Genomic DNA, 6,717 nt, shown 5'->3' with positions numbered 1-6,717 from the left:
GCTCCTCCCCGCCGCCCACCGCATCCGCGGGAGTTGTGCAGACCGGGTGTCGGCGGGGAGGAGCCGAACAGCCCCTCCCCGCCCGGGTCACTCGTCGCCCGAGTCGCCGTCCCGGCGCGGCCGCACGAGCAGTGCCACGACGACCCCGACCACGATGACCGCGACGCCGCCGACCGAGAGCCCGATGACCAGACCCGAAGGTGCGGCGGCGGGGGGCGTGGCATCCGTCGGTCCCGTCTGCTGCGCCGTGACCGTCGCGCACGGCGACTCCGTCGAGCCCTCGGACGCGGGTTCGTCCGCGGCGGGGGCGTAGGAGAAGACGTACGTTCCCGACACGGGGTGGCCGTCGGACGACACCGCCCGCCACGTGACTTCGTACTCGCCCTCCGGCCCGAGCTGCACCGGGGTGGTAAGCGCTGGTCCTGCCAGAGCGGTGCAGTCCGTCTCGTAGTGCCGACCGTCGGGTCCGACGACGATGACCTCGTTGCCGCCGTCGGCGCCGAGGAGGTTGGCGCTGAAGGTCAGCTCCACCTCGGATGCCGTGGACACGACCTCGTCGGCCGACGGCGTCGCCGCGACGAGGCTGTCGTGCGCCGAGGCGGCCGGAGCCCCGCCGAACGCAGCGCCCACGGCGGCCGCGACGACGAGCGCCATCATCGCGCCGCGACGGCGGGCAGGACGCGCGGACGCCGTGAGCGCGCGCACGGTCAGGCCTTCTTCGGGCGGCGGGCGAAAGCGAGCGCGCCGAGCACCGCGCCGCCGATGCCGATCACGAGCGCGGCGATGCTGAGCCCCAGCGCCGCTCCGGCGGAGCCGTCCGAAGAGGACGCCTCGGACATCGTGTGATCGTCGTCGTTCGCTGCGGTCGCGGCACCGTGCGAGGCGCCGTGGCCCGACGCCGGCGGGGCGTCATTGATGTACAGCACGGGGGCCGGCTCGAGCGTGTCGTCGGCGGCGACCTCGTCGGGGGTCGCGGCCCAGTCGACCACCTCACCGTCGGAGTACGTCTGCGCCGCGGGGAGCACGAGGTGACCGGTGTCGGGCACGGGTCCGAGCACGGCCGAGAAGATCTGGAACTGGTCCTGACCGATACCCACGCCGGGGTCGGCCTGCCAGACGATCTTCAGCGGCGCCTCGCTGATGGTGTTGCCGTCGACCTCGACGGGCGCGGGCAGAGCGCCCTTCTCGACGGTCGCCGTCCACCCGGGCACGGGCTGCACGAGCACGGCCGTCAGCGGGGTGTCGGTCGGGAGAGTCACCTCGAGCTTCACCGTGGAGGCGGTCTCCGACTCGGTGGGCACACGGAAATTCACCGTGGCGTAGCTGCCGGGGGTGGCGGTGTTGGGGTTCACGGTGACGTGCGCGGATGCCGCGAGCGGAACGCCCAGCGCGAGGGCGAGGCCGGCGGCGGCGCCCACGAGGGCGCGCGAAAGGGTACGGGACATGAAGGCTGCTTTCTGAAAATGCGCAGGCGTGATTGCACGCCGAAGCGCGAAGGATGAGTGAAGGGAACTACGCCGGAAGCGGCGGACCCCGGTGTCTCATCCCCGAGAGCACGGTCATGCCGACCGTCAGCAGCGGCGGCTCCGGACGCACGCGCGGGGTCGCGAGGGGGCGCGGCGCCGAGACAGGCATGAGAGCGCGGAACGTGTCGGACAGCAGCCCGGCGACGGCGCGCAGCGCCCGCTCCCCCGAACCGAGCGCCAGTACGGTGACCGCGGCGGCGAACGCGTGCGCGGCCCACATCCACGGCGACTCCGTCCCCGTGAGCCCATGGGCATGCCCGGATGCCGCGACCTCGGCGAGCGCGGCGGCACCGCCGTGGTGCGCGGGGGCGCTGATGCCGCCGCGGAGGTCGAGAGCGAGCAGCGAGTGGAACAGCAGCTGGCTCGTCGCGATCGCGGCGGTCAGACGCCACCATGAGGCCGTGCGCCCCACCAGGGCGATGCACAGCGGGGATGCGAGGCTCAGCGCCAGCACGACGTTCAGCGTCGCGGGCAGGTCACCGGCGGCCACGGAGTGCGACAGGGTCGCGACGAAGGTCGCGAGCGCAGCCGCGGAGACCCCGCGCACCGCGCGGCGCGCGCGCCCCGCCCTCGCCGACATGGTCCTCCTCCGCACGGCATCCGTCCCTGCCATTCCACCACAGGCCCGCCGACCGACCGCAGCGCGCGCACCCTGCCGCCGCCCGTCCGCAGCGCGCGAACCCCGCCGCGGCCCCTCACCCCGGCGTACGCTCGACCCATGTCCCCCACCGCGCGCGTTCGGATCTGACGTGGGCCGCCTCACCGCCTCGCGTCGCGTCACCCGCATCACGCTCGACGGCGTCAACCGGCAGCGTCCGGATGCCATCGCCGTCGAGGAGCCGCTCGAGATCCGCGTCGCCGGGTCACCGCTGTCGGTGACGATGCGCACGCCGGGGCACGACGTCGAGCTCGCGGCCGGGTTCCTCGTCTCGGAGGGCGTGATCCACCGCGGCGATCAGTTCTCCCGCGCGATCCACTGCGGCGGCCCGGGCACCGGCGGCGAGGACGGCAACACCTACAACATCCTCGATCTCACGCTCGCCCCGGGCGTCGCGCTCCCCTCCCCCGACATCGCTCGCAACTTCTACACCACGAGTTCGTGCGGCGTGTGCGGGACGGCATCCATCGAGGCGGTGGAGAAGGTGTCGTCGTACGACGTGGCGGAGGATGGCATCCGGGTCGGGGCCGTCGACCTCGCCGCGTACCCCGACCGCCTGCGCGAGGGGCAGAAGGTGTTCGCCAAGACCGGCGGGCTGCACGCGGCGGCGCTCTTCGACGTCGAGACCGGCGCGCTGCTCGTCGTCCGCGAGGACGTCGGACGGCACAACGCCGTCGACAAGGTCGTCGGCTGGGCGCTACTGAACGACCGTCTGCCGCTGCGCGGAACCGTGCTGCAGGTGTCGGGGCGTGTGAGCTTCGAACTCGTCCAGAAGGCGGTGATGGCCGGCATCCCGATCCTGTCCGCAGTTTCGGCCCCTTCGTCGCTCGCGATCGAGCTGGCCGAGCGTGCGGGCCTCACCGTCGCCGGATTCGTCCGCGGCGGCAGCATGAACGTCTACACACGCCCCGATCGCATCCGCGCACCATCCACAACCCCCGCTCCCGCGGAGACCTCGGGCGTACGCTGACCGGAGGCGCACGGTGTGTGGATGCCACCGACTCAGCGCCGCAACCATCGGAGGGTGAGCATGGGGGACGCGTTCGGGCTGATGAAGGACGCACCGCGTCAGGGCGGGCTCGGGCCCGCCGTCACCGACGATTGGTCGAGCACCGGCGAGTACACGCACCCGGCCGCGGGCTGGGGCGCCGCGCTCACGGTGGGCAAGGTTCTCCTGGAGCAGCGTCAGCCGGTCGCCGGCACCAAGGCGATGTTCACCATGAACCACCCGAAGAGCGGTTTCGACTGCCCGGGCTGCGCGTGGCCCGACGACAAGGGCGTCGCCCTCGACATCTGCGAGAACGGCATCAAGCACGTCACGTGGGAGATGACCCACAAGCGCGTGGGCAAGGAGTTCTTCGCCGAGCACTCCGTTTCCGAGCTCGCAGAGTGGACCGACTTCGCCCTCGAGGATGCCGGGCGGCTCGTCGGTCCGATGTCGTATGACCCGGTGACCGATCACTACGTGCCCATCTCGTGGAACGACGCGTTCCGCCTGATCGGCCGTCACCTGCAGGGGCTCGACAGCCCCGACGAGGCCGCCTTCTACACCTCGGGGCGGCTGAGCAACGAAGCGTCCTTCCTGTACCAGCTGTTCGCGCGAGAGCTCGGCACGAACAACCTCCCCGACTGCTCGAACATGTGTCACGAGGGCTCGGGCCGCGGGCTCACGGCATCCCTCGCCACCGGCAAGGGCACCGCCGACCTCGAGGACTGGCAGAACTGCGACGCGCTGTTCGTGCTGGGTGTCAACGCCGCCTCGAACGCGCCGCGCATGCTGACGAGCCTCGCGGAGGCCGTCGAGCGCGGAGCCCAGGTCGTGCACGTGAACCCGCTGCGCGAGGTCGCGGCGACCCGCACGATCGTGCCGCACGAGATCCTCGACATGGCCACGTTCAACGACCACCCCACGAGCACTCTCAACCTGCAGGTGCGCCCGGGCGGCGATCTCGCGCTGATCCGCGGCATGGCCAAGGTCGTGTTCGAAGCGGCCGAGACCGACCCGTCGGTGCTCGACCGGGCCTTCATCGAGGACTACACCCACGACTACGAGGCCTACCGCGCGCTGGTGGAGGCGACCCCGTGGGACGCGCTCGTCACGCAGGCGGGCCTGACCGAGACCGAGATCCGCGCCGCCGCCGACATCTACCTCGCCTCCGAGCGCACCGTGATCAGCTGGTGCCTCGGCGTCAGCCAGCACGAGCACGGCGTCGACACGGTCCGCGAGATCGTGAACCTCCTGCTCCTGCGCGGCAACGTCGGACGCCTCGGCACCGGGCCCTCGCCCGTGCGCGGCCATAGCAACGTCCAGGGCAACCGCACGTGCGGCATCAACCACAAGCCGACGGAGGAGTGGCTCGCGAAGCTCGACGAGGTGTGCGGCATCCGGTCGCCCCGCGATCCCGGACTCGACACCGTGCACACGGTCGCGGCCCTCCACCGCGGCGACCTCAAGGTGTTCGTCGGCATGGGCGGCAACTTCGTGCGGGCCGCCCCCGACACGAAGCTCACGGCCGAGGGCATGAGCCGCTGCGATCTCACCGTGCACGTCAGCACGAAGCTCAACCGCAGCCACCTCACGCACGGCAAGGCGGCGCTCATCCTCCCCTGCCTCGGCCGCACCGAGCGCGACGAGCAGGAGTCGGGTCCGCAGTCGATCTCGACCGAGGATGCCATGAGCTCGGTCATGCTCTCGCTCGGGTCGCGCAAGCCCGCGTCGCCCCACCTCCTCAGCGAGCCGGCGATCATCGCGCGCATGGCCCGCGCGACGATGCCCGACTCGAAGACGCCGTGGGAGTGGTATGTCGGCGACTACGACCGCATCCGCGACACCATGGCGAAGGTGCTGCCCGGGTTCGAGGGCTTCAACGAGCTCGTCCGCCAGCACTGGGGCTTCCGCATTCCTCAGCCCGCGCGCGAGCGCGACTTCCGCACGCCCTCGGGGAAGGCGGAGTTCTCCACCGCCGAACTGCCCGATGTCATCCCCGCCGACTCCGACGTGCTGGTGCTCCAGACCATGCGCTCGCACGACCAGTGGAACACCACGATCTACTCGGCCGACGACCGCTACCGCGGCGTTCGCAACATCCGCGAGCTCATCTTCATGAACCGCAAGGACATGCGAGATCGCGGCATCGCCGAGGGCGACCTGGTCGACATCGTGGCGACCTCGCGCGACGGGTCCAAGCGAAGCGTCACGGCGTTCCGCGCGCTGGAGTACGACACCCCGCGCGGCAGCGCCGCGGGCTACTTCCCCGAGATGAACGTCCTCCTCGGCCCCGACGACTACAGCCGCCAGAGCGATCAGCCGTTGATGAAGAGCCTGCGGGTGCGGGTGGCGAAGACCGGCTAGGCGAGTGGTGCAAGACCCACCGGGTGGGAAGTGTGTACGCGCCGGCTGATGCGTCCCGCGCGGTCCTTCCCCCTCGTCATCCGACCCTCGCGACCTTGTTTGCGACGTACGCGGGCGAAGCGGTCCGCACGACCGCGAACAAGCCTGCAGCCACGGCTACGAGGAGGAAGCCCGCTCCCCCCGCGATCCACAAAGGCTGTTGAGGAGTGGGATCGAGAAGTGCGGCGGTGATGAGTGGCAGGGGAGAGAGCACCCATAGGCATATCGCCAGGGAGATCGACGAGAAGCGCTGGCGGGAGTGAGCATCTCTGACGCGCTCCACCCACTGGACCGCCGCAGGATCAGCACCCAGACGCTTTCGGCGGACAGCCGAGTACGGGGCCAGGTGGCGGGACGCCCGCACAAGGCACAGCCCCGCGCCCGCACAGATCAAGAGGAACAGCCCGACCCCGAGAACGACGGCGACCTCGACACTCACGGGGATCACCCCTCTGTCAGCGACGGCGATCAACAACACGACGGGAACGGGTGAAGCCGTGAACATACTCACGGCGAGCGCGATTCTCCTCCACGCAACGCTCGCCGCGCGGGAGAAGCCCTCGACCTCGGCGCGATCCAGCGCCGACAAAGATCTCCCGTAATCACCCTCGGGCACTGTCACGAAGAGGTCTCGAACCGGGACATCGAGAGCCTCCCCGATGCGTGCGAGCGTATTCAAACTCACCTCGTTGCCTGCCTCGAGTCGTTGGATCGTGCGGACCGTCACCCCACTGACTTCCGCGAGGCGTTCCTGGGTCCAACCTCGTAGCGACCGCAACTCGGCGATCCGTGTTGTGTTCATAACGCCACAGTAGAAAGCGCGGCATGCGAGCTCCACGACGACGACCCGTCAGCCGCCCGACACTCCCCCGCCAGCCCCCGCGTACGAGGACGATACGGCGAGAACGCGACGGGACAGTGACGCACCAGCCCATCCGTGCCCCGGGCACCCGCCGTGCGCTGCACATCCCCAGCGATGCCGAGAACCTCAGTCGGGTTGCGGGTCGACTGACTGAGGTTGAGTGCATCGCTGAGCCGCGGCACCCGCCCGGGCCGGTCGGCACGCCCAACTAGACTGAACCCGTTCCGGCCCCTGCGAATCTTGGAGCTCAGCCGCGTGACCACCCCGAACCCCGCCGCCC

At 70.7% G+C, this 6,717-nt stretch carries 6 protein-coding genes; 2 read left to right on the top strand and 4 right to left on the bottom strand.

What is annotated here, in order from left to right:
• Positions 1–87: 87 nt before the first annotated feature.
• From MHY30_RS14835 to MHY30_RS14825, 3 genes are all read right to left on the bottom strand, one after another.
• Positions 88–705, bottom strand: a complete 618-nt coding sequence (locus MHY30_RS14835) for a copper resistance CopC family protein (protein WP_239279156.1) — start codon at positions 703–705, stop codon at positions 88–90.
• A 2-nt stretch (positions 706–707) separates the two neighbouring features.
• Positions 708–1,445, bottom strand: coding sequence for a YcnI family protein (locus tag MHY30_RS14830; RefSeq protein ID WP_239279154.1), 738 nt, complete (start codon positions 1,443–1,445; stop codon positions 708–710).
• Between the two features lie 67 nt (positions 1,446–1,512).
• Positions 1,513–2,106: a hypothetical protein gene (locus MHY30_RS14825; protein WP_239279152.1), complete on the bottom strand. Its 594-nt coding sequence runs from the start codon at positions 2,104–2,106 to the stop codon at positions 1,513–1,515.
• Positions 2,107–2,275: 169 nt separating this feature from the next.
• Here MHY30_RS14825 and fdhD point away from each other — a divergent pair, with 169 nt between their 5' ends.
• Positions 2,276–3,154, top strand: a complete 879-nt coding sequence (fdhD, locus tag MHY30_RS14820; protein ID WP_239279150.1) for a formate dehydrogenase accessory sulfurtransferase FdhD — start codon at positions 2,276–2,278, stop codon at positions 3,152–3,154.
• A 60-nt stretch (positions 3,155–3,214) separates the two neighbouring features.
• Positions 3,215–5,536, top strand: a complete 2,322-nt coding sequence (locus MHY30_RS14815; RefSeq protein ID WP_239279158.1) for an FdhF/YdeP family oxidoreductase — start codon at positions 3,215–3,217, stop codon at positions 5,534–5,536.
• A 76-nt stretch (positions 5,537–5,612) separates the two neighbouring features.
• Here the strand turns inward: MHY30_RS14815 and MHY30_RS14810 are convergent, their stop codons facing one another.
• A complete protein-coding gene (locus MHY30_RS14810) occupies positions 5,613–6,377 on the bottom strand; it encodes a helix-turn-helix transcriptional regulator (protein WP_239279148.1) in 765 nt (254 codons plus the stop codon).
• Between the last annotated feature and the right edge of the window lie 340 nt (positions 6,378–6,717).

The organism is Microbacterium sp. ACRRU (assembly GCF_022346945.1).
In the GTDB taxonomy this organism is placed as follows: Bacteria; Actinomycetota; Actinomycetes; order Actinomycetales; family Microbacteriaceae; genus Microbacterium; species Microbacterium mcarthurae.
The sequence above is the reverse complement of the archived record's forward strand: the minus strand, read 5'-3'. Positions and strand labels throughout refer to the sequence as shown.